The organism is Pseudidiomarina atlantica (genome assembly GCF_000753735.1).
GTDB lineage: Bacteria > Pseudomonadota > Gammaproteobacteria > Enterobacterales > Alteromonadaceae > Pseudidiomarina > Pseudidiomarina atlantica.
In genome coordinates this window covers 1-22620 of record NZ_JPIN01000001.1, presented here as the reverse complement: position 1 = coordinate 22620, position 22620 = coordinate 1, and the positions used below count along the sequence as shown (strand labels likewise).

Here is a 22620-nt window from a genome sequence, read left to right as displayed (position 1 = left end):
ACAGCGAACAGCCAATAGCAAATAGCTAATGCCTAACTCTCTTGGCCAGCAAGTGGCTCGACGTAATGCAAGTGCATATCCCACGGAAAATGAATCCACGTTTCTTGCTCTAAATCTGCGACAAAGTCGTCCACTAAATCCATCCCCGCCGGCTTCGCATACACCGTAATAAACTTCGCCTTTGGTAAACGCTTACGCAAGAATTTCAGGGTATTGCCGGTATCTACCAGATCATCAATCACCAAAAAGCCTTCGCCATCTTCAGTGCAGCTTACGTCTTTCAACAAGGTGACGCTGTCGCGCTGGCTGTCGTGGTCATACGAGCTCACACAGACGCTCTCCACCACTCGCAGATTCAACTCACGTGCCACAATGGCTGCCGGCACCAAGCCGCCGCGACTGACCGCGATTACGCCCTGCCATTGCTCCGCTGGCAATTGACGTCGTGCGAGTTCCTTCGTGGCGCGATGTAGTTCTTCCCAAGATACGAAAAATTCGCGATTTTCATGCCATCCCATGATGCGTTACTCCAACCAAATAAATTTTGCGACAAACAGTGCCGCGAGCACCGCGACACTCCAATTCAATTCTTTATAGCGACCACCGAGTGCTTTGATCACGACAAAGCTAATAAAACCTAGTGCAATGCCATCGGCAATCGAATAAGTGAGCGGCGTCATCAGCAGCACTACTGCCACTGGCGCCGCTTCGGTAATGTCATCCCAATCCACCGAGCGTAAGGTAAACAACATTAACACAGATACGTAAATAATCGCGCCAGCGGTTGCGTAGGCAGGCACCATCGCGGCCAGCGGCGCAAAGAAAATCGCCAAAATAAATAGTAAACCAACCACTACGGCCGCCATGCCCGTTTTTCCGCCTGAGGCAACACCTGCCGCCGATTCGATATAGCTCGTGGTGGTCGAGGTCCCCAACATCGAGCCTGCCACCGAGGCGGTGCTGTCCGCCATCAAAGCACGCTCAAGCCGCGGTAGGCGTCCATTCGCATCGGTCATGCCGGCGCGTTGTGCAACCGCCATTAAGGTACCCGATGTATCAAACAAGTCGACGAAGAGAAACGCGAAAATCACGCTTAACATCGCCACGTCAAAAGCGCCGGCAATATCAAGCTGCATAAAAGTTGGGGCCAAGCTCGGTGGCGCTGCGACAATGCCGATGTAGGTCACATCGCCAAATAACCAGCCCAAAAAGGTAATTAGCAAAATACTGATCAGCGCTGCGCCATGCACTTGGCGCGCCACCAAGCCAATAATCAAGAAGAAGCCAAGGCCTGCTAGCAACACCGACAGTTGTGATAAATCACCGAGCGATACTAAGGTGGCGTCATGGGCGACGATAATGTTGGCATTACTCAAGCCAATCAGCGCTAAAAAAGCACCAATGCCGGCGGCAATCGCCAGCCGTAAGGTGGGTGGAATACTATTAATGATCCACGAACGCACGCGCAACGCCGACAGTAAAAAGAACAACACGCCAGAGAAAAACACCGCACCTAACGCCGTTTGCCAGGTGTAGCCCATACCCAGCACAACACTATAGGTAAAAAATGCGTTCAAGCCCATACCGGGTGCCAGTGCCAATGGATAATTGGCCCACAGCCCCATAATTAAGCAACCAATGGCTGCCGCTAAGCAGGTAGCGACAAACACGGCGCCTTGATCCATTCCGGCTTCCGCAAGAATCGCAGGGTTAACGAAAATGATGTAAGCCATGGTCAAAAACGTCGTTACACCCCCGACGATTTCGCCGCGCACGGTGCTGCCCTGCGCTTGAATCTTAAATAGCTTTTCTAACCAGCCCTGCATGCCACCCCTCATTCAGCTAGCGCATCGTAAAAGACGCGAATTATACACAAAAAAGCGCCCAAATGGCGGCATTTGCTGTGCTAAAATGACCGTCGAGCAAACATCTAGTTGAGGTAAATCAATGCCAAGAGTTATTTATATCGACGCCAATGGCGGCGAGTTTGAGGCTGATGTTCCAGTCGGTCAAAATTTAATGGAAGGTGCCGTAGACAACATGATCGACGGTATTCTCGGCGAGTGCGGTGGCGTCATGTCGTGCGCAACCTGTCACTGCTATGTCGCCAAAGAGTGGCAAGATAAAATCCCGCCCGCGTCAGAGCGAGAAGAAGACATGCTCGATATGGCGGTCGACCCGCAAGAGAACAGCCGTTTGAGCTGTCAGATTGAAATGACCGAAGCACTCGACGGTATTACCGTTCATTTACCACGTTCGCAGTACTAACAACGCGATTACGGCGCCGCTATTTGTAAGAATACTTCATCGTGATAACCGGTGATCACTCGAATGACGCCACTTAGGGCATCATCGAGTTCAGTATCACCGGTATCCACCAAAAGTGGCTTACCATTGAGTTGTTGTAACTTGCGCTTGGTCGCCACAGCGCAGAGTCCATTGACATCGTGCTGCGCCAGCAAATAACGCAATAAACGCGGACTCAACTGCTGATTACCACGGCCGAATAAATGGCCTTGTCCACCAATCACCGTCACCAAGAGTTGTGCTGGCACCTGTGCATCGACGATCAATTGTTCGAGTTGGCGCGCTGTCGCATCAGCCAACACAACTTCACCATTGTAAACAACGTCGACACCTAGCAAGGTGTTCGGTAACTGCAACTCTTGCATCACCGCAGCCACCGTCGAGCCTGAGCCCATGATGTAATACACATCATCTTCCATGCGCTCAATCACTTCGGCAGCGATGTCATGCAACACCAGCTCATCACTCTCACGACCGCCCATTTTAACGGCTTGCACGTATTGTAATTCCGCCGGCACTAACAGTTCGCCGTAACGTTTGGCACGCACTTGTCCTTGGCGAAAAGCAACTTCATCAATGTCCATAACATCAGCATGGGTCACTGAGGTCAATTCACCGCGCACCATTTGTGCGACCACCTTGCCGGCGGCCCGCGGACTCACCGCATAGACCCCTGAGTGAATTTTAACGCCTGCGGGAATCCCAAGCACTGGTTGCTCGGCAGAACAAACGGCGTAAACATCGCGCGCAGTGCCGTCGCCACCGGCGAAGAGTAGTAAATCGACGTGTTGCTCATCGACCAGCTTGCGCGCCAATTGTTGTGTGTCAGCAGCAGTGGTCGGTGCAGCGCCCTGATAAACCACTTCATACGGCAAACCAGCTTGTTCGCAGCTGAACTCACCAAGCCCAGCAGCTCCGGTGTAAATTTTGATACGGTCAGCGTAGTCAGCCAGTTGCAACAACGCCGTCGCGGCGCGCTGCGGTGCTTTCGCCTCAGCCCCCAACTGCTGGGCTAAAGCCGCCGTATCCGCACCATCACTGCCTTTGAGCGCAACGCTGCCACCCAAACCAGCTAACGGGTTTACGACTAGGCCGATGCTAAAAACTGACATACTACACTCCTGTAGGATTGCTGATAGTGCGCTGCTAGCGCTCGGGCAAAACGCTCAGCCCGTGGCGGCAAAGTCTCATCGCGCAAATACGCCACTAATTGCGCGCGCACCGCGGCAGTAAAAGCGGCGCGATCGACCTCAATTCCGCCTAAATTATCGACACTGACTTGAAACGGCACATCGGCACAGGCTGAGAACAACCATTCAATGGCTTGTGGCTTCCGTTCCAATTGTTCAAATTGCGCTTGTTGTTCGGCATCACGACCATCAGGCTCATACCAATAGCCATAATCGACTTGTTGCCGCCGTGCAGCGCCGGCAATGCACCAGTGGGCAATTTCATGCAAGGCAGAGGCAAAAAATCCGTGTGCGAAAATCACTTGATGGTCAGCGCCAGCGGTGCCCGGCTGATAGAGAGGTTCATCATCGCCAGCTACGAGCCGGGTCTGATAATCAGCGTAAAAACAGTTCTCGAACAGCTCAATCAAGCAACGGTAATCAGCTTTTTCCATACTTCCATACGTCTGCGTTTTGCGCGCGTTGGCGCAACCAATGGTCAACAATCGTCAAAGCAGCCATAGCTTCGACAATCGGCACGCCGCGAATCCCGACACAAGGGTCATGGCGACCACGAGTGACCACGGTCTGCGGTTGGCCATGCACATCAATGGTGCGACCTTCACGGGTGATACTCGAAGTTGGCTTGAAAGCGACTTCGGCAATGACTGTTTGGCCGCTGGTGATACCACCTAAAACACCACCGGCGTGATTTGAGACAAAACCGTCTGGGGTGATCTCGTCACGATGTTCGCTGCCGCGCTGCGCCGCGACGGCAAAACCATCACCCACGCTAACAGCTTTCACGGCATTGATGCTCATTAGCGCTTTAGCTAAGTCGGCATCGAAGCGATCAAACACCGGTTCACCAAGTCCAACCGGCACACCGGTGACCTCAAGCCGCACCCGCGCACCAATGGAATCGCCCTGCTTCAATAGATCACGTAAATACTCGCCGGTGGCTTCAGCGATGTCTGCATGTGGCATAAATAGCGGATTTTCATGGGTCTGCGCCCAATCGAAGGCGGCGTCATCACGGTCAATGCAATGCGGACCGATTTGCATAACTCCAGCGTAAAATTCACAACCAAATTGTTGTTGCAGAAGCTTTTTCGCAATGGCACCCGCCGCCACCCGCAACGCCGTTTCACGAGCTGAAGAGCGACCACCGCCACGATAATCGCGCACGCCATATTTGTGATGGTAGGTATAATCAGCATGTCCGGGGCGAAACAGGTCTTTAATAGTTGAGTAGTCTTTACTACGTTGATCGGTATTTTCGATCAGCAAGCCAATCGATGTTCCCGTAGTCACCCCTTCGAACACGCCAGAGAGGATCTTGACCTGATCAGGCTCACGCCGCGCGGTGGTATAGCGACTTTGTCCAGGTTTACGCCGATCGAGGTCACGTTGCAGGTCGGCCTCAGACAATTCGAGGCCCGGTGGACAGCCATCAATAATCGCCCCTAACGCAGGGCCATGACTCTCACCAAAGGTGGTGACACGAAAAACCTCGCCGAAACTGTTACCTGCCATCTGCTTTCCTAGAATTTATCTTGATGTTCAATCAGTTCTTGTCGTGTCAGTAAGAATACGCCATCACCGCCACGAGCGAAAGACAACCACGTAAATGGCACCTCAGGATAAGCTTCGGCCAAATGCACCATGGAGTTGCCAACTTCGCAAATCAGAATCCCCTGCTCGGTTAAATGGTCGGCAGCTTCGCGTAAAATAGTCCGCACTAAATCCAAACCATCATCGCCCGCCGCGAGACCCAGCTCCGGTTCATGATGAAATTCGGCTGGTAAATCAGCCATGTCTTCGGCATCGACGTACGGTGGGTTGGTCACAATCAAATCATAGCGTTGTCCCGACACTGCATTAAACAGATCGGATTCCATCGGGAACACGCGATGCTCGAGGTGATGCATCGCAATATTTTGTTCGGCCACGGCCAGTGCATCGGTCGATAAATCGAGCGCATCGACTTCAGCCTCTGGGAATGCATAAGCACAAGCGATAGCAATACAGCCGCTACCGGTACACAAATCGAGAATGTGCTGCGGTTCGTGGTTTAGCCACGGCGCAAACTGCTGCTCAATAAGTTCAGCAATAGGTGAACGCGGTACCAAAACCCGCTCATCAACTTTAAATGGCAGTCCCGCAAACCATGCTTCGCCGGTCAAATAAGCCGCTGGTGTACGCGCCTCGATGCGTTGTTTGAGCAAAGCGAGAAAGGCTTCGCGCTCGGCTAACGTCAACGTAGCATCGCTAAATACTTCTAATTGCGGCAGTTCCAGGTGCAATACGTGTGCCAGCAACACCTGCGTTTCGGTATCGGCGTTATCTGTGCCATGTCCAAAAAACACCTCGGCCTGCTGCAACTGGCTTACGCCCCAGCGCCAATAATCCAACACGCTGGTAAGTTCATGAGTGGGTGCTGCCACAAGGTTCTCCGTAATCGTCAGTTAATTGGGGTTAGTCTTGCGCTGGTTCGGCAACGATCATACGCACAAAGCGTCCACGCCACTGCGCAATATCAAGTTCAATTTCAGCTATGCCAGCCGTCGGGAACAACATGGGTTCCACCGCAGTGTCGAGTGCCGCCACTAAATAGCTGACAAACGGCATATGCGACACCATCAATACCGTGCGGCAATGCGCACCACGGCTTTGTACTGCGGCGAACAACCAGTCGGCAAATAACTCAGCATTACCCGTTGGAGTGATGTCATCGTTAATGTCTGCCGCTTCACAACCTAATTGTTGCTGCATGATCTGCGCCGTTTGCCGAGCACGCACAAGCGGGCTGCTAATGAGCCAATCAACTTGCTTCTGCTGCTGCGCCATATCCGCTGCAAGCCACTGGCCGCTCACCACCACCTCTTGCTCACCATAAGAGCTCAGTGGCCGTATCGCATCGGCTTGCAGCGCTTGCGCAGGTTGCGCGTCGCCATGACGCATCAAATAAAACTTCACCGTTTGGCTCATGTCACTCGGCATCCGCGCGCGCGCGACGACGCCCACCGGTCACCGGATCGGCGCGACCGTCATCTTTGGCTTGTTCCGCGCGCTTACGGCGCACGGCTTTCGGGTCAGCAATCAGCGGCCGATAAATTTCAATACGGTCGCCATCGCGCGGCGCATGATCAAGCTTCACAGCTTTGCTCCAAATACCGACTTTTTGCTCGGCTAAGTCGATTTCGGGAAAATAACGCTTGATTTTCGACTGCTCAATACATTCTTCGACGGTCGCGCCAACCCGCGCTCGCAGCGGAATAATCTGCTGCCGTTCAGGTGTTGCGTAAGCAACCTCGATTTGCATGTAGTCTTGACCCATGACGCCCTCTAGCGACTGCCGTATACCTGCTCTGCGCGCTGCACAAAAGCATCCACCATACGGCTTTGTAGTTCATTGAAAATACTACCGAATGCCATTCCTAACAATCGGTTCGCGAATTCAAATTCTAAGTGCAGAATAATCTTACAAGCCTCTTCATCGAGACGCTGAAAATACCAGCCACCGCGCAAGTACTTGAATGGGCCATCGACCAGCTCCATGCCGATACGACCGGGTGGTTCAAGGGTGTTACGCGTGGTAAACGACTTACCTACGCCAGCTTTACTAATATCGAGCCGTGCAACTTTGCTAGCGTCGGTTGCTTCGAGCACTTGTGCAGAACGACATCCAGGCACAAATGCTGGATAACTTTCAATGTCATTCACCAAGGCATACATCTCGGCATCGCTGTACGGCACTAATGCGCTTTTTTCAATGCTTGGCATGCGGTTTCCCTGCAGCGTATAAAATGACGGCATGATACCGTAATTTACGCAGCGGATCATCCATTCCCCCATGGCTTCAGAAACAAATTTTCTTTTTAAATCGGATGCGTATAATAGCCGCCATGAGTAAATCTAAATCCCCCAATAATTCAGGAACCATCGCGCTCAACAAAAAAGCGCGCCATGAGTATTTTCTTGAAGACAAATTTGAAGCTGGCGTTGCACTGCAAGGCTGGGAAGTAAAAAGTATTCGTGCTGGCAAGGTCAATATTGCCGATACCTACGTGATCATACGCGACGGCGAAGCTTATTTGCTCGGCGCGCAAATCCAGCCGCTGCTGTCGGCCTCCAGTCACGTGGTCTGCGATCCGGAGCGTACGCGCAAGTTATTGTTAAAAAAGCGCGAGCTCGATAAGCTCATTGGCGCCAGTGAACGTGAGGGCTACTCGATTGTCGCGACCGCAATGTATTGGAAGCGCCATCTGGTCAAGCTCGAAATATACTTGGCCAAAGGTAAGAAATCGCACGATAAACGCGACACCGTTAAAGAGCGCGATTGGCAGCGACAGAAAGAACGTATTCTGAAACATAACGTACGCTAATTTTTAGTTGACAAGGCCGCGGCAGTTTCAGTAAGGTAGCCGAAGCTAACTTATACAACCTCTCCAAAAACGATTAAAAAACTGGAATAACGAAGATGTTGAATGTCGAATTAAGCACAATGCAAGCAGTACAGTGGTGGTGGCATTTCCCGACCTAGCGGGCGATGCATCTGTGCGTATTTGACACGTAAATTGATGAAAAACCCGCTATCACAGCGGGTTTTTTTGTGCCCGCAACGTGTCAGCAAATTTGAGGGCTAAGCAGTGGAATTTACTCAACAACCTGGATTTTATCACGCGCTGCAGTTGCAGCTGCCATACAGCGGTGACACTCAACGCTTGTATGAACAACTTTGTGCGAACAAAGCACACACGCTGTTATTGGATTCTGCCGAAATCCAATCACGGCAGCACCTGAAAAGCATTATCATGGCACAGGCGTCGTTGCAGTTTACCTGTAACGGCAACACCGTGACCATTAAGGCGTTGACCACTAACGGCGCACAAGTACTGCCTTTTTTGGCCGAGCAACTCGACGCCTATGCACAAATAGACACGAGCCAAGACCAACTCAGTTGTCACTTTGTCGACTTCAACGCCAGCACCGCCGAACTCGACGAAGAGCAGCGCTTACGCAGCGCCGGTAATGAGCAGCCCCTGCGACTGATCCTGCAAAAGCTACAAGCAGCAGACAACGCCCCAGCTCACGAGTTTGCATTGTTTGTCGGTGGTGTGTTTGGCTATGACTACATTGCCAGTATGGAGCAGCTGCCAGAGGTTGCCGATGGCCCTAATACCTGCCCCGACTATCGATTCTATCTCGCTGAATCCCTCATCATTGTTGATCATCAAGCACAAACCACGGAACTGCTCGGTACCCTACTCAGCGGTCCAGCGGCGACAGAATACTACCCGCAACTGGCACGTTATTTAGGCGAAATTGCGGCGCACTGCCAGTTGCCGTTACCGCAGCAAGACAAGGTTGCAGCAAACGTCAGCTCTGACGTGAGCGCAACGCCGAGCGCAGAACGCTACAGTGAGTGGATTGCTCAATTAAAAGAACACATTGCCGATGGCGATATTTTTCAAGTGGTCCCCTCGCGCACTTTTTCGCTCGCTTGCCCCGACAGTTTGGCCGCATACGCGCAGCTGAAAGCCAGTAATCCATCGCCGTACATGTTCTATTTGCAAGCTGAAGACTTCGTGCTGTTTGGCGCCTCGCCTGAATCCGCGTTGAAATACTCGGCCACAACCCGACAGGTTGAGCTGTATCCAATTGCCGGTACTCGACCACGCGGCAAACGTGCCGATGGCAGTTTGCATCCCGATCTCGACAGTCGTTTAGAGCTGGAATTACGGTGCGACCAGAAAGAACTGTCCGAACACCTCATGTTGGTTGATTTGGCCCGTAACGACCTCGCTCGAATCGCTGAGCCAGGCAGTCGTTATGTCGCCGATTTATTGCAAGTCGACCGCTATTCTCACGTGATGCACCTCGTCTCGCGCGTGGTCGCCACACTTGCTGCTGATCTTGATGCGCTACATGCTTATCGTGCCTGTATGAACATGGGAACTCTGGTCGGTGCGCCTAAGGTGAGCGCAGCCACTTTGATTCGTCAGTTCGAACAGCAACGGCGCGGTAGTTACGGTGGTGCCGTCGGCTATTTAAACGGTAAAGGCGACATGGATACCTGTATTGTCATTCGCGCCGCCTTTGTTCGTGACCAGCAAGCCTATGTGCAGGCCGGCGCAGGTATAGTGGCCGATTCGCAAGCTGCAGCTGAAGTTGCCGAAACCGAAAACAAAGCGCGCGCTGTGATTGCGGCGATTCAAGCCACTCAGCAAGGAGCTCGCGCATGAAACCACGCATCATATTGATCGATAACTTCGACTCTTTCAGCTACAACTTGGTCGATGAATTGCGGCAATTGGGCTACCCACTGAAAATCTATCGCAATCAGGTCAGTCTCGAGACCCTCGAGCGCACCATGCAGGACTACGCCGGACCACAACTCATTTGTTTATCACCGGGGCCGGGACATCCACGCGCTGCTGGCAACCTGATGGCAATTATTGAGTTCGCCAAAGGACGTTATCCGATGCTCGGTATTTGTCTTGGCTTTCAGGCACTCCTCGAAGCCAGTGGCGCCAACGTGCGCCGTTGTAGCGAAACATTGCATGGTAAAGCCAGTAGCGTGCGTTGCGAACCACATCCAATTTTTGCTGACTTGCCACAGCCGCTTCCCGTGGCGCGCTACCACAGCCTGGCCGGCTATGAATTACCGGCAAGCATTGAGGTATTGGCTGACTATGCCAACGCGCAGGACGTGATCCCTATGGCGGCCTACTTCGCGCCTTATCACGCCGTTGGTTTTCAATTTCACCCAGAATCTATTTTGACTGGTCGCGGCAGTCAGCTGCTGGCCCAAACCGTTTCTTATTTAGTCGCTACGGAGCAGAAGTAATGGAAGTTATTAAGCAACTCTTGGCAGGCGAAGCCCTGTCGATGCAGGCCACCGAGCAATTGTTCAATCGATTGGTAAAAGGCGAATTGAACGAAATTCAAATTACCGCCTTGTTAACCAGTATGAAAATGCGGGGCGAACAGCCGCCGGAAATGGCCGGTGCCGCACTGGCATTACGCCGGGCAGCCAAAGGCTTCCAGCGCCCTGACCGCATTGTGGTTGACAGCTGTGGGACCGGTGGCGATGGTAGTCATACCATCAATATCTCAACCACAGCGGCCTTGGTCGCAGCGAGCATGGGCCTTACCGTAGCGAAGCATGGCAATCGCAGTGTCTCATCACGGTCAGGCTCTGCTGATGTGTTAGAGAGCTTGGGTTTGTCGGTCACCCAAGACCCCGCAGTAGCAGCCAAGCAGCTGGACCAATTTAACTTTTGCTTCTTGTTTGCGCCGCATTATCACCCGGGCATCCGTTATGCCATGCCGGTACGACAAACCCTGAAAACCCGTACCCTGTTTAACTTACTCGGGCCTTTGGTCAATCCAGCACGACCTGACGTACAACAATTAGGCGTGTATGATCCAGCCTGGTTGCGTCCCCTCGCTGAAACCTTACAGTTACTCGGCTGCCAACGTGCAATGGTAGTACATGGCTCGGGACTCGATGAAATCGCCCTGCACGGCAGTACGCAAGTGGTAGAATTACGCGATAACGAACTACAGGAATACACTTTGAGCCCCAGCGACTTCGGTGTGCAGCAAGCACCAGTGAGCGCGCTCAAGGGCGGCGATGCCGACTTTAACGCTCAGGCTCTACAGCGGGCTTTGGCAGGTACCGCTCCGCAAGCACATCTAGACGCCATTGCAGTAAGTACCGCGGGTTTGTTGTACTTAGCCGGTCAAGCCGATAATTTACGCGATGCAACCGCCGCCGTGCTGGAACATCTCGGCAGCGGCCAAGCATTGACGCATCTCCAACAATTGCAGGAGTTTAACCGTGGCTGAAGCAGTAACCACACCCACGCCAAGTATTCTCGATACCATCGTTGCGCATCGCCGCGCTCGTATCGCGCAAGAATTTGCCGACCTTGATGTCGCCCAACTTGCGGCGCAGTTGACGCCGAGCACACGCAGTCTGGCGGCTGCACTCGCGCAACCGGAGAGTGGCTTTATTCTCGAATGTAAAAAGGCCTCGCCGTCGAAAGGCTTACTGCGACCTGATTTCGACCCGGTGCAGATTGCCAAGGTCTATCAACGCTACGCAGCGGCGATTTCGGTGTTAACCGAGCCCGATTATTTTCAAGGCGATTTCGCCTATTTAAGTGCGGTCAGTGCCAGCGTCAACATTCCGGTGCTCTGCAAAGACTTCATCGTTGAACCGATACAAGTGCTGCTCGCGCGGCATTACGGCGCCGACGCGATTCTGCTAATGTTATCCGTACTCGACGACGCCAGCTATCGCGAACTCGCTGAACTTGCGGCCCGCTATGAGCTCGACGTATTAACCGAGGTGAGCACCGAGCAAGAACTGCAACGGGCGCAGCAACTTGGGGCCAAGATCGTTGGTATCAACAACCGCAATCTACACGATCTCAGCATTGACCCTGAACGTAGCAAAGTGCTGAGCCAGCAACTCGCGAACGACGTGCTTGTGGTGGCCGAATCCGGCTACTCTGATCATGCCGCGATTCGCGATGCAGCACCTTATGTTGACGGCTTTTTGGTCGGTAGCGCACTCACCGCCCAACCCAACATTGACCAGGCCTGTCGGGAACTGATTTACGGTGCCCATAAAGTCTGTGGACTGAACCGCCCCAGCGATGCACAAGTGGTGCACGCGGCCGGTGCCGCATACGGCGGTTTGATCTTTGTACCGCAATCGCCGCGCGCGGTCGATCTTACACAAGCGCAACACATCATTGCCGCCGCACCACAATTGGCGTGGGTCGGCGTATTTGCCAATCATCCACTGCAAAACGTTATTGACCACGCGCAGCAGCTGCAATTGGCGGCGGTACAGCTACATGGTCACGAAGATGCCGACTATGTGCATCAGTTGCGCCAAGCGCTGCCAAGCAACTGTCAAGTTTGGTATGCGGTCAGTGTGGAAAATCCGGTCTACTTACCGCCGGTCGATTGCGATCGTTATCTGCTGGACAACCGTAGTGGCGGTAGTGGTGAAACATTTGACTGGAGCTTATTGCAACAGCTCGACGCGGCAACGTTAACGCGCTGCACTTTAGCCGGCGGTTTAAGCCTTGCCAATTTAGCGCAAGCACAAGCCACCGCAATTCAACGTTTTGATTTTAACTCGGGGGTTGAGCGCCGCAAAGGTGAAAAAGACCCGGGTAAAATCTTACAATTATTCCAACGCATTCGTCAGTATGGGAACGCACATCATGAGTAAATTACCTGCCTACTTCGGCGACTTTGGCGGTCAATTTGTGCCGGAAATTCTTCTTCCTGCGCTCGACCAACTCGAAGCCGCATTTGTCGACGCGCAGCAAGATCCGAGCTTTCAAAAAGAGTTTGCCGATTTACTGAAAAACTATTTGGGCCGCCCCACCCCGGTTTCCCTATGTCGCAACCTGCCTATCGACAGTCCAAACGGCACTAAGATCTACCTAAAACGCGAAGACCTATTGCACGGTGGTGCGCACAAAACCAATCAGGTGTTAGGCCAAGCGCTACTCGCCAAACGTATGGGTAAGCACCGTGTTATCGCCGAAACCGGTGCCGGACAGCACGGTACCGCAACCGCACTAACCTGTGCCCTGCTCGGCCTTGATTGCACCATTTACATGGGCAAAAAAGACGTTGAACGGCAACAGCCGAACGTGTTTCGGATGGAGCTTATGGGCGCCAAAGTTGTTCCTGTCGACACCGGCAGCGGCACGCTCAAAGACGCAGTCAACGAGGCGCTGCGCGATTGGACCGCAAGCTACCACGACACACACTATCTGTTGGGCACTGCCGCAGGTCCGCATCCGTTTCCCACCATCGTGCGTGAATTTCACCGCATGATTGGCGCTGAAGCCAAACAACAAATCATTGAGCAAGCTGGACGCTTACCTGATGAAGTGATTGCCTGCGTCGGTGGCGGCTCCAACGCCATCGGCATGTTTGCTGAGTTTATTGATGAGCCGAGCGTTGCTTTAGTCGGTGTCGAGCCGGCGGGTAAAGGTGTGCAGACCGCCCATCATGGCGCAACGCTGACCGCCGGCAAGCCGGGTATTTTGCATGGCTGCAAATCATTCTTGATGCAAACTGACGAAGGCCAAATTGAAGAAAGCTACTCCGTTTCGGCCGGACTGGATTACCCAGGCGTAGGACCGCAGCATGCGCATTTACTCGCGATTGGGCGGGCTCGCTACGAATCCGTCACGGATGAAGAAGCTTTGGAAGCCTTTAAGCTTTTGGCGGAAAAAGAAGGTATTATTCCAGCACTGGAATCAGCACACGCGCTCGCTTATGCGGTGCGTCGTGCACAAGAAGTCGATGCGCCAGAGATTTTATTACTCAATCTGTCAGGCCGCGGTGACAAAGATATCGACCACGTCCGCCGTATTTTCAAGGAACAGGAGAACCAAGCATGAGTCGTTACGCTGCAATGTTTGAGCGTCTAAATACCGCCGATCAAGGTGCTTTCGTACCCTTTGTGACGCTCGGCGACCCATCACCAGCACTCAGCTTGGAAATTATTGAGGCGCTCATCGAAGGCGGCGCCGATGCGCTTGAGCTCGGCTTACCTTTTTCCGATCCTGTTGCCGATGGTCCTACGATTCAAAAGGCTGCGATTCGCGCACTCGCTGCTGGCACCAAAATCAGCGATTGCTTTGCGCTGCTGCAGCAAGTGCGGGAACGTCATCCTGATATTCCTATCGGTCTGTTGGTATATGCGAACTTGGTGGCCAGTAGTACCGGCATTGAAAGCTTTTATGAAAAGTGTGCCAAGGTTGGCGTCGATTCGGTGCTCATCGCTGATGTTCCGGCGCGTGAAAGTGGACATTTTATCAGTGCTGCCGAACGCCATGGCATTGAACCTATCTTTATTGCGCCGCCGGATGCCAGCGCCGAACGCTTGCAACGCGTCGCCGAATTAAGCAAAGGTTATGTGTATTTACTCAGTCGCGCCGGTGTCACTGGTGCGGAAACAGCCATGCAACGCCCGGCGAAAGCGGTCATTGATGCGTTAGCCGCGGCCAACAGTGCGCCCCCGTTGCTCGGCTTTGGTATCGCCCGTCCTGAGCACGTCGAGGCCGCTTTAGCTGCAGGTGCAGCAGGTGCCATCAGTGGTTCAGCAGTGGTGTCGATTATCGAACAACACCACACAGATCCAGCGCAACTGAAAAGTCGTCTGACGGCGTTCGTTACGCAGATGAAGCAGGCAACAAACAATCGCGCAGCGCTGCAGCAAGCTGCGGAAATTCAAAGTTAAAGCCCTGCTGTTGCAATCTGGCCGGCACCACACGCTGGCCAGTGAGCAACATTTGCGACATCTCCCCTAAGGCAAATTTCATTACCCATGCTGGAACGCGCATAAAATGTGATTTGCGCAAAGTTTTTGCCAAACAAGCACTAAATTCCTGCTGTCGCACCGGCTCTGGCGCCGTGGCATTGTAGATGCCCTGTGCATCTGGCGTCTCCAATAGAAACTCAATCAGCCTTACCATGTCCTGCAAGTGAATCCACGAAAAGTACTGACGCCCGTGACCCAGCGGTCCACCTAATCCTAATAGATAAGGCGGTAGCATTTTTTGCAGTGCGCTAGCGTCACTCGCCAGCACTACACCGGTGCGTAACACGCAGACACGCGTCGAGGCGGATTGCGCTTGTAGCGCTAGCTCTTCCCACTTGGCACACAACTGATGGGCAAAATCGTCTGGCAAGTCGACCTGCTTGTCTTCAGTCATCACTTCATCACCTTGCGCCCCGTAATAGCCGATGGCTGAGCCACTGATCAACACCTTGGGCGGCTGCTCGGCAGCGGCAATGCGTTGCGCTAGTTCGGCGGTGACCTGCCAGCGACTCTCTTGCAAGCGTTGCTTTTGCGCGGCGCTCCAGCGCTTGTCGGCAATGCCCTCACCTTGCAAATTAATTACGCCGTGAAAAGCGCCTATATCGGCGATCTCGGCTAGCCCCTTGACCACTTTCACCCCGGCCCCAAGTTGTTGTTGGGCTTTGCTAGGCGAGCGACTGGTGACCGTTATTTCGTAACGTTCTTGCAAACGCGCTACCAAGGCACTGCCAATCACGCCGGTGCCACCGGTTATCAATAGTTTCATTACTACGTCCTCTGCTCATCAGTTGGAGCTTTATTGCCGTAACTGCTAAGTTTAGTCGTTGTCGCTAGTCGTCAACAAACTTTTCTGGCAAACTCAGTACATCAAATTTTTGCGGATAGTCATCATGTTGTTTGTGCTCGAATATCTTCCTATCGCTCTGTTTTTTGTATTTTATTTACTCGGCGATATTTTTCTAGCCACTGCTGTTCTTATGCTTGGAACGGTATTACAGATCATCGCCTTGAAATTCATGCGCGAAGTGATAACGCCTCGGCATTGGATTATTCTCTGGGTGGTACTGATATTCGGCGCAATCACGCTGTTTTTACGCGACGAATGGTTTATCAAACTGAAAGTCAGCGTTATTTATGTCGCTATCGCGCTGTTCTTGCTCATTGGCTTGTGGTGGAAAAAGCGTTCGCCGCTACAACAGTTCCTCGGCGATGAAATCAATCTGCCGCATTTTGCATGGGTCCGTCTTACCTACGCTTGGGTCGTCTTCACCCTAAGTTTAGCTGCGGTAAATCTGTATATCGCTGAGTACTGGAGCTTAGACGCTTGGGTCAACTTTAAGGTGTTCGGTACACTCGGAGCGACGCTGATTTTCACTATCTTTACCGGTGCCTATATGTTCAAACACCACACGGATCGTGACAAAGATGCCGAAGAACTCGAGTAAGCGTCAAGCGCTTGACAGCGCGCCCAATCGCACCATCTATATTCACGAGTACAGTTGCGAACAACCACGTAAAGTCGTCATTATGGCGCCGGCTATGGCGGTTCCACATAGCTACTATGCCAGCTTTTGCCAATGGTTAGCGCAACAGGGCTACCACGTCATTGGCTTTGATTATTATGGCATTGGTTTAGCACAAGAAGAATCACTGCGTCACTTTGATTCATCGATTCTGGACTGGGCGCGACTCGATGCACAAGCGGTGATTGAATATGCCTGTCGGCGCGCCAACACTGATTTTGCCGCCGCACCTGTGGTCTATTTGGCGCACAGCATCAGTGGCCAACTGTCAGGTCTATTGCAAGGTACCGAGCGTCTTGAACGTATCATCACTGTCGCCTCAGGCGTAGGCTATTGGCGCGGTATGCCACGGGCAATGAAATATAAATCACTGGTGTTGTGGTGGTTGCTTGTGCCTTGGGTGGTGCCGCTCTTCGGTTACTTCCCTGGCGCACGCTTGGGCATCGTTGGCAACGTTCCTCGCACGGCTATGCTGGAGTCGCGGCGCTGGTGTTTACAGCCGGATTATTTGATTGGCGCGGAAAACCTGTACCACGAGTATGCGCAGCTGCAAACACCGATCATTAGTCTATCGTTTAGCGACGACGAGTTATTGGCGAAACGTAACATCGATCATCTTCATCAGTTTTTTAAACAAGCACCATTACGCCGCGTACATCTTACACCTGACGAGGTTGGTGTGCCACGCATCGGTCACTTTGGTTTATTTCGACCGCGCGCTGAACAGGTGTGGCGCAAAGTGTTGGCACCACAACTTGAAGTTGCGGTGCCAACCGCTCCAATCACGCTAGGCGTCGAATAAGCTGGGCGGTATTGCGGCGGATCAGACGTCCGCAGGCAAGCCGCCCCATAATGCCCACGATCACAGCTCCCGCGATCGGCCCCACCAGCCAGAACCGCCAATGGAAAGTTGCGCCGAGCTCAAACACTTGCGTTTGCAGAATATACAACGACACTTCCATTGCCAGCGTGGCAATCAACCCACTAATGGCACCGAGAATGACAAACTCGTAGGTCACCGCACGACTCAACAGTTTCGCCGGGGCACCGAGAGTGCGCAAGATCACCAGTTCTTTCTCGCGCTCCTCTAGCGATGCTTGAACTTGTGCGAGGAGTACCAAAATCCCTGCGACAATGACCAGAATCAGCACAAACAATATTGCAATGCTGACCTGTTCAATCACCTCACGTAACTGGTCCATGATCGCATCAAGATCAATCAGTGATACCTGCGGAAACGGCTTAAACAGCTCATAAAGCTCGCTTTTACGTTCTTCTGGCAGATTAAAGCTGGAGATATACGACGCTGGAAAATCTTCCAAAGTCGAGGTGTTGAAAATCATAAAGAAATTCGGTTGTAACGAACCCCAGTTAACTTCACGTATACTGGTGATCGGGACGCTAAACACTTCACCACCAATATTAAACTCGAGTTCATCGCCAAGGCCGACACGCATGCGCTCAGCGACCTCACTTTCAATGGAGACTTGTGGCGCCGCATTCACGCCCCACCATTCACCTGCGATGATTTCATTGTTGGGTGGCAGGGTATCGCGCCACGTGAGCGATAGTTCACGACCGAAGCCTTCACGCTGTTCACTTTGCACTTCAGCATCGCTTTCGCGCTCTTCTTTACTAACTTCGTCGACCACTGGCACGCCATTCACCGCAGTCATACGCCCCGGCACAATCGGATACATGTCATTAGCAGCGACATTGCGCTCAGCAAAGCGCTGTTTGAGTGCGTCAACATCGTCTTCAGCGACGTTAATCAAGAAATAATTCGGCGCATCGTCGGGCAATTGCCGTTGCCAATCAGCCAGCAACTCATGCCGTAAGGCCAACACTAAAAGCAGTAACATGATAGCCGTTGAAAAACTCAGCATTTGCACGCTGTTGGCTTGTGCCCTTCGCTGCAAACCGGCCATCGCCAGCCGCCAGGCACTCCCTGCTTGCATCCCAGCTTGCCGACTGGCACGAATAAACAAGCGGCCTACCAATAACAAAATCACCGCCGCTAAAGCACCGCCGGCAAATAATGCGGTCGACAATAACCACTGTTGGCTATACAACCACAGCAATAGATAGATAGTGCCGCCCGATGCCACCCAATGCAGCCAGCGCAGCCGATCGGTTCCGGTCAGCTGTCGGTTGAGTACCCGTAAGGGTGGAATGCCGACTAAGCGTAATAACGGGTACAGGGTAAACATTACGGCACTGACGAGGCCTGTGCCAATAGCGAGCAAATAGCCACGGCCACTCGCGGCCGGTAAATTCACGTCAAAGTAGCGCGCCACAAGGTCCACCACCTGACTTTGAATGAGCCAGCCCAAAGCGACGCCCACGGCAATACTAAAGCTGGTAAGCAGCAACAAATGCAGAATAAAAATCTTCTGAATTTGTGCCCGTTGCGCACCGAGCGTCTTGAAAATGGCCACGACGTCGTAATTACGCTGACAATAGCGCTGTGCAGCAACGGCCACCGCAGTTGCGGCGAGTACTACACCAAGCAAACTCGCCAACAACATAAAGCGTTCGGCGCGTTGTAGACTGCGCGCGAGCGGTGAATCACCGTCTTCGATACTGCGCCAATTATGCGTATCATCATTTAATTGCGGCGTAAGCCATTCCTCGTAAGTTGCCAGTGCGGCTGGCTCCCCCGCATAGAGAATATTGAAGCGCACGCGACTGCCAGGTTGGATCAGCCCCGTTGCCGCCAATTCAGAATAATTGATCAGCACGTTGGGGCTATCGGTAAACACCGAAAAGCCGACGTCGGGTTCATAGGTCAGCACTTTTTCGACACTGAACGCACTATCACCTATCTCAATAGTGTCACCAATCTCGAGTTGTAACTCCTGAAACAGCGCTGCTGCGACCCAAGCTTCGCCTGGCGCTGGTAGCCCCTGTGCTACTTGGTCTTGCGCGTAGGGTTGCTCCGCCACCCGCAACTCGCCACGCAACGGATAGCCATCGCTGACCGCTTTAACATCGACCAAGGCTAGCTGCTCGCCGGCAAATGCCATGGAATTGAATACCACGCGTTGTGCGGTTTGCAAGCCTTCAGCTTGAGCCCGTGCAATCCAGTCTTCACTGACTTCACGGCGCGAGCTTAACACCCGATCAGCCGCAAGAAATTCGGCACTGCGTTCGCTGAGCCCTGCCTGCAAGCGATCCGTGAAGAGTGCTAACGATAAAACTGCGGTGACTGACAGCACAATTGCTGCCGCCATAATGGTCAACTCACCGCGGCGTAACTCATGCTTCAGCAAGCGCCACGATAATTTATGCCACATCGCGCACCACCTCGGTCAGTTTACCGGCATCCATGCGCAGCACCCGTTGGCAGCGTTGCGCGAGTTCACTGTCGTGGGTCACCATCACTAAAGTTGTGCCCGAAGCTTCGTTCATGTCAAACAGCAAATCTTCGATTTTCTGTCCGGTCGTTGCATCTAGATTCCCTGTCGGCTCATCGGCAAACAGGATTTTTGGGGTGCCGACAAAGGCACGAGCGATGGCCACACGTTGCTGCTCACCGCCCGACAATTGATTCGGATAATGGGTCAAACGATCTTGCAAGCCGACTTTGCTGAGCAACTCACGGGCATGCTTTTCAGCTTCTTTGTTACCCGCCAACTCAGCTGGCAACATCACGTTTTCCAGCGCCGTTAAACTGGGGATCAGCAAAAAGGACTGGAAAATAAAACCAATCTTGTCAGCACGGACTTTTGCCCGTTGCTCTTCATCCAAATCGCTAAGTTTTACGTTATCTATAGAAACATCACCGTTACTTGCGAGGTCTAACCCAGCAAGTAAGCTTAATAAAGTTGACTTGCCTGAGCCGGACGCGCCCACAATCGCAACGGTCTCACCAGCTGCAATTTGTAGGTCGGTCGCTTGTAAAATGTGTAGAATGCCCTCACTGGTTTCTACATCTTTCGTTAACTGAGTGGTTTGAATCAACATTTATGAAAAATTTCCTTGTTAAATTTGCAGTTATCGTCGCACTGTTGGTGCTTATACGTCCAGTTTTCGCAAATGGAACACTCGTCGTGCTCGGCGACAGTCTAAGTGCCGGTTATGGCATGTCGCAAAAGGAGTCATGGGTTGGCATTTTGCAGGAGCGTTGGTCAGCGAGTCACCCTGATATTACGCTGGTAAACGCCAGTATTAGCGGTGACACCACACAAGGTGCGCTGAATCGTCTCAACGGCGTGCTCAAAACCCATACCCCCGATGCCGTATTTGTCGAACTGGGAGGCAACGATGGCCTTCGTGGCTTCACGCCACAAACAATCGAGTCCAATTTGCGACAGATCATTGAGCGATTGCAAGCAGATGACATAAAAGTTGCGGTGAGTCAGATCAGAATTCCGCCGAACTACGGCGCACGTTACAGCAAGATGTTTGCCGACATTTTTCCTACCGTAACGCAAAGCACAGACACGCTGTTGATCCCGTTTTTTATGGAGCAAATAGCGATTAAACCAGAATTAATGCAAAACGATGGCATTCATCCCAATCGCGAAGCACAAGACGACATCGCTGATATTATGGAACCACATCTGCTGGATTTGCTGGGGCGCTAGTGTCAGGGGGTTTCTTGCCACTCAGTGGCTTTGGCTTAAAACAACGAACAGCCTAACACGGCAATCGGAGGCATTCCGCCCAAACAATTAACGCAAGCGGTTCATTAATTCTACGAATAACTGCTGCTTAAAATGGGGGGATTACAGTACCACCAGAGCGAGTTGAAGAGGTGCTGTCTTTATTGACCAAAGAGAGCTTTGTTGGAGGACAATCCGCTTATCAGCTAGACGATGGCTCTTACTCCATTGATGCCGGGGAAAACGATATTCGGGCTATCTATGACCAAGAAAATGCAGAAATAAAGTTCTTCTGCCGTTACCAACGGGATATGAACTTTTACGATAAGAAACTGATGGCTTTTGCCACCAAGCATGGCATTGATACCAAACCTTGCACCGTCTCATCTGAATATTGATCTGCTACTTGCTTTGATATGAGAATAAACAAAGCCCCGCGAGGGCGAGGCTTTGGATTCAAAAATTAGGGAGAAAAGAAATTCCTTCTATATTCAATTTTTATCAAACGATTTTCTTTAAATGTAAGCTTCACAGTTTCTTTGTGGACACTAGGGTACATTAAAATCCAAACATCCGATTCAAACAAACTTGCTTCACTTTGTCTTTGAAAAACTAATTTGGTTTTACCTGCAACATCAGAATAACCGACAATTTTAAGTTTACTATTATAAACCGGGTTAATTGTTAGTCGAACTACATCCTCTTTAGTATCACTAATATTTAATCCTCTGTATTCACCTGTCTCAACTAAGCCACTCTTATCAAATAATGGCCAAATATATCTATAACTCAAAAAAAATAAGTTAAACAGCAATACTAGTGCAGCAAATATTATTAAAATTCTCTTTGACATAAAGTAATCTAATCCAGACCTGTTAGTTATTTATTTGAGATAAATCTCTCTGCAATTGTTCCTGATTCACTTGAACATTATTAATATTTGAAGCTTCCGCCCCCGGTAGGGTAGCTCCTGCTGGTAAAGCAAAGTTTTTCCCTGCTATGCCTGACGCCATTTGCCCAAGAAGTGCAGCTGCCGAGTTACTATTAGCCCCCGGCCCCGGCTGAAGGGAAGGAACGGTTTCATAATCATCATTCCCTATTATGGCGTTACCTACAGCTTCAGTTACAGCATCTGGTGCGTTTATTGTTGACGTAAACACGCCGTCTGGCAGTGGCGTACCATTATTCAAAGAATTAATAACATCATTGGCATATCCAGCATCTGCAATATCTGTGGCATCACCAGATCCTGTAACATTTCTCAGAGGATCATTACCATCTTGATCCACTGGGCCATAACTAAAACGAGACGCCAGTGAATGTTGACCATTACTACCCACATTGGTAGTTATTGCAAAAACGTGCTGCGCCATGCTAGTACGACTAAGAGGCCTTGCTATAAAAATTGAATCTCTACCATCAGGATCAATATATTTATAAGGGTTATTGTTCGCATATGCATATCGATTAAAACTATGCACATCACGGAAGCCAATGGGATCGTTGCTGTAAAACCGCCCAATCACTGGATCATAGTATCGTGCCTGCATATACACGAGGCCGAGGTCGTCGTCTTCGACGTGCCCGGTGTAGCCGGGCGCATCGCTTTGCGTACTATCGCTGTAGCGCGCCACCATTTCACG

26 protein-coding genes and 1 other annotated feature are annotated in these 22620 nt (G+C 51.8%); of the genes, 12 read left to right on the top strand and 14 right to left on the bottom strand.

Features of this window, described 5'->3' with window-relative positions; translation table 11 throughout:
• Positions 1-32 precede the first annotated feature (32 nt).
• Positions 33-518: a xanthine phosphoribosyltransferase gene (gene gpt / locus IDAT_RS00130; protein ID WP_034728969.1), complete on the bottom strand. Its 486-nt coding sequence runs from the start codon at positions 516-518 to the stop codon at positions 33-35.
• 6 nt (positions 519-524) lie between these two features.
• Positions 525-1826: an NCS2 family permease gene (locus IDAT_RS00125; protein ID WP_034728966.1), complete on the bottom strand. Its 1302-nt coding sequence runs from the start codon at positions 1824-1826 to the stop codon at positions 525-527.
• 121 nt (positions 1827-1947) lie between these two features.
• Here IDAT_RS00125 and IDAT_RS00120 point away from each other — a divergent pair, with 121 nt between their 5' ends.
• Positions 1948-2268 carry a 2Fe-2S iron-sulfur cluster-binding protein gene (locus IDAT_RS00120; RefSeq protein ID WP_034728963.1) on the top strand — a complete coding sequence of 107 codons (321 nt, stop codon included), beginning with the start codon at positions 1948-1950 and terminating at the stop codon, positions 2266-2268.
• An 8-nt stretch (positions 2269-2276) separates the two neighbouring features.
• Here IDAT_RS00120 and IDAT_RS00115 read toward each other — a convergent pair whose 3' ends face one another.
• The 7 genes from IDAT_RS00115 to IDAT_RS00085 are packed head-to-tail and all read right to left on the bottom strand — an operon-like array spanning position 2277 to position 7262.
• Positions 2277-3419 (bottom strand): ATP-NAD kinase family protein, encoded by a 1143-nt coding sequence (locus IDAT_RS00115; protein WP_034728960.1) that lies wholly within the window; start codon positions 3417-3419, stop codon positions 2277-2279.
• A complete protein-coding gene (locus IDAT_RS00110; protein ID WP_034728957.1) occupies positions 3395-3931 on the bottom strand; it encodes an elongation factor P hydroxylase in 537 nt (178 codons plus the stop codon). The genes IDAT_RS00115 and IDAT_RS00110 overlap by 25 nt, the downstream gene beginning before the upstream one ends.
• Complete coding sequence (aroC, locus tag IDAT_RS00105) at positions 3918-5012, bottom strand: chorismate synthase (RefSeq protein ID WP_034728954.1); 1095 nt, start codon at positions 5010-5012, stop codon at positions 3918-3920. Before aroC ends, IDAT_RS00110 begins: the two co-directional genes overlap by 14 nt.
• Before the next feature lie 8 nt (positions 5013-5020).
• Positions 5021-5923, bottom strand: coding sequence for a 50S ribosomal protein L3 N(5)-glutamine methyltransferase (prmB, locus tag IDAT_RS00100; RefSeq protein WP_051986471.1), 903 nt, complete (start codon positions 5921-5923; stop codon positions 5021-5023).
• A 31-nt stretch (positions 5924-5954) separates the two neighbouring features.
• Positions 5955-6467 (bottom strand): phosphohistidine phosphatase SixA, encoded by a 513-nt coding sequence (sixA, locus tag IDAT_RS00095; RefSeq protein ID WP_051986470.1) that lies wholly within the window; start codon positions 6465-6467, stop codon positions 5955-5957.
• A 1-nt stretch (position 6468) separates the two neighbouring features.
• Positions 6469-6816: an RnfH family protein gene (locus tag IDAT_RS00090; RefSeq protein WP_034728947.1), complete on the bottom strand. Its 348-nt coding sequence runs from the start codon at positions 6814-6816 to the stop codon at positions 6469-6471.
• Between the two features lie 8 nt (positions 6817-6824).
• Positions 6825-7262 carry a type II toxin-antitoxin system RatA family toxin gene (locus IDAT_RS00085; protein WP_034728945.1) on the bottom strand — a complete coding sequence of 146 codons (438 nt, stop codon included), beginning with the start codon at positions 7260-7262 and terminating at the stop codon, positions 6825-6827.
• 122 nt (positions 7263-7384) lie between these two features.
• Between IDAT_RS00085 and smpB the strand changes: the two genes are divergently transcribed.
• From smpB to trpA, 7 genes are all read left to right on the top strand, one after another.
• Positions 7385-7864 (top strand): SsrA-binding protein SmpB, encoded by a 480-nt coding sequence (smpB, locus tag IDAT_RS00080; protein ID WP_034728942.1) that lies wholly within the window; start codon positions 7385-7387, stop codon positions 7862-7864.
• 131 nt (positions 7865-7995) lie between these two features.
• Positions 7996-8093, top strand: a sequence feature (Trp leader region).
• Between the two features lie 35 nt (positions 8094-8128).
• Positions 8129-9724 carry an anthranilate synthase component 1 gene (locus IDAT_RS00075; RefSeq protein ID WP_034728939.1) on the top strand — a complete coding sequence of 532 codons (1596 nt, stop codon included), beginning with the start codon at positions 8129-8131 and terminating at the stop codon, positions 9722-9724.
• Positions 9721-10329 carry an aminodeoxychorismate/anthranilate synthase component II gene (locus tag IDAT_RS00070; protein WP_034728936.1) on the top strand — a complete coding sequence of 203 codons (609 nt, stop codon included), beginning with the start codon at positions 9721-9723 and terminating at the stop codon, positions 10327-10329. The genes IDAT_RS00075 and IDAT_RS00070 overlap by 4 nt, the downstream gene beginning before the upstream one ends.
• Entirely contained in the window at positions 10329-11333 is a 1005-nt protein-coding gene (gene trpD, locus IDAT_RS00065; protein ID WP_034728934.1) for an anthranilate phosphoribosyltransferase, read from the top strand. Before IDAT_RS00070 ends, trpD begins: the two co-directional genes overlap by 1 nt.
• Positions 11326-12735 (top strand): bifunctional indole-3-glycerol-phosphate synthase TrpC/phosphoribosylanthranilate isomerase TrpF, encoded by a 1410-nt coding sequence (gene trpCF / locus IDAT_RS00060; RefSeq protein ID WP_034728931.1) that lies wholly within the window; start codon positions 11326-11328, stop codon positions 12733-12735. Before trpD ends, trpCF begins: the two co-directional genes overlap by 8 nt.
• Positions 12728-13924, top strand: coding sequence for a tryptophan synthase subunit beta (trpB, locus tag IDAT_RS00055; RefSeq protein WP_034728928.1), 1197 nt, complete (start codon positions 12728-12730; stop codon positions 13922-13924). Before trpCF ends, trpB begins: the two co-directional genes overlap by 8 nt.
• Entirely contained in the window at positions 13921-14766 is an 846-nt protein-coding gene (gene trpA / locus IDAT_RS00050; RefSeq protein ID WP_051986469.1) for a tryptophan synthase subunit alpha, read from the top strand. The genes trpB and trpA overlap by 4 nt, the downstream gene beginning before the upstream one ends.
• Here trpA and IDAT_RS00045 read toward each other — a convergent pair.
• Positions 14699-15613, bottom strand: a complete 915-nt coding sequence (locus IDAT_RS00045; RefSeq protein WP_034728926.1) for a TIGR01777 family oxidoreductase — start codon at positions 15611-15613, stop codon at positions 14699-14701. The two genes, trpA and IDAT_RS00045, sit on opposite strands and share 68 nt — an antisense overlap.
• Positions 15614-15737: 124 nt before the next feature.
• On the opposite strand from IDAT_RS00045, the gene IDAT_RS00040 reads away from it, so the two are divergent.
• Complete coding sequence (locus tag IDAT_RS00040) at positions 15738-16292, top strand: inner membrane-spanning protein YciB (RefSeq protein WP_034728915.1); 555 nt, start codon at positions 15738-15740, stop codon at positions 16290-16292.
• Positions 16273-17172, top strand: coding sequence for an alpha/beta hydrolase family protein (locus tag IDAT_RS00035; protein WP_051986468.1), 900 nt, complete (start codon positions 16273-16275; stop codon positions 17170-17172). Before IDAT_RS00040 ends, IDAT_RS00035 begins: the two co-directional genes overlap by 20 nt.
• Here the strand turns inward: IDAT_RS00035 and IDAT_RS00030 are convergent.
• Positions 17153-19666 carry an ABC transporter permease gene (locus IDAT_RS00030; RefSeq protein WP_034728913.1) on the bottom strand — a complete coding sequence of 838 codons (2514 nt, stop codon included), beginning with the start codon at positions 19664-19666 and terminating at the stop codon, positions 17153-17155. The two genes, IDAT_RS00035 and IDAT_RS00030, sit on opposite strands and share 20 nt — an antisense overlap.
• Positions 19656-20336, bottom strand: coding sequence for an ABC transporter ATP-binding protein (locus IDAT_RS00025; protein WP_034728911.1), 681 nt, complete (start codon positions 20334-20336; stop codon positions 19656-19658). The genes IDAT_RS00030 and IDAT_RS00025 overlap by 11 nt, the downstream gene beginning before the upstream one ends.
• A 2-nt stretch (positions 20337-20338) precedes the next feature.
• Here IDAT_RS00025 and IDAT_RS00020 point away from each other — a divergent pair, with 2 nt between their 5' ends.
• Together IDAT_RS00020 and IDAT_RS00015 are read left to right on the top strand one after the other, a co-directional pair.
• A complete protein-coding gene (locus tag IDAT_RS00020; protein WP_034728909.1) occupies positions 20339-20959 on the top strand; it encodes an arylesterase in 621 nt (206 codons plus the stop codon).
• A 182-nt stretch (positions 20960-21141) separates the two neighbouring features.
• Positions 21142-21375: a hypothetical protein gene (locus tag IDAT_RS00015; protein ID WP_034728907.1), complete on the top strand. Its 234-nt coding sequence runs from the start codon at positions 21142-21144 to the stop codon at positions 21373-21375.
• Positions 21376-21440: 65 nt separating this feature from the next.
• On the opposite strand, the gene IDAT_RS00010 is transcribed toward IDAT_RS00015, so the two are convergent.
• Both IDAT_RS00010 and IDAT_RS13430 read right to left on the bottom strand, forming a co-directional pair.
• Positions 21441-21830 carry a hypothetical protein gene (locus IDAT_RS00010; protein WP_034728904.1) on the bottom strand — a complete coding sequence of 130 codons (390 nt, stop codon included), beginning with the start codon at positions 21828-21830 and terminating at the stop codon, positions 21441-21443.
• A gap of 22 nt (positions 21831-21852) precedes the next feature.
• Positions 21853-22620: RHS repeat-associated core domain-containing protein (locus tag IDAT_RS13430; RefSeq protein WP_051986467.1), on the bottom strand; the 768-nt coding region annotated here is incomplete at its 5' end.